The sequence below is a fragment of the Dellaglioa sp. CoH-55-MRSF-8 genome (assembly GCF_056782195.1).
Window position 1 is genome coordinate 1 of record NZ_JBXAYH010000061.1, and the last position, 505, is coordinate 505.

A 505-nucleotide genomic window follows, 5' to 3' on the forward strand; every position below is an offset into this window, starting at 1 on the left:
TGCCCCTTTTCGAGTACGAGGTTCGCGCTAACCGCAGTCGGTGTTGCCTTCGTGTAGACATGCCAACTGTACTCATTCGGGTCAGGTCGGCTAGAATTCACGAGGAACGAGTACATGATGTGTCAGTCCTTTAGTGCAGGAAGGTGGGATAGCGTTGCACTACCCAATTTTTCGATGTTGCGCTTCTTGAGTTCCGCGCGGTAGTTAGGATCACGGGTCGCACGCTTCGCTATCTTGTAGATATTGTCGTTTGCGCGAGCACGTGCATACTGTGGTGCCGGGTTGTGGCGAATCTTGCCGGTCTTAGTGATGGTCCAGCTATCACCAGAGTCAAAGTCCCGGGCCATGAGCGGGGTACGGTAGCCGCGAGAATTCAGATTGAACGATTCACTGGTCTTGCGACCAGCAGTCGTGCGCCGGAACAGAGCATGCAGCTCAGGCTCGTCAGCACGATCTATACCGCGATCTTCAGTCTCGTGTTGCTCATAACGACCACCATCACGGC

1 protein-coding gene is annotated in these 505 nt (G+C 54.5%); it reads right to left on the reverse strand.

Annotated elements, in window-relative coordinates; genetic code table 11:
- Positions 1-122: 122 nt before the first annotated feature.
- Positions 123-505 (reverse strand): hypothetical protein (locus AC1RPW_RS07895; protein ID WP_481769428.1); only part of this gene is annotated, 383 nt, incomplete at its 5' end.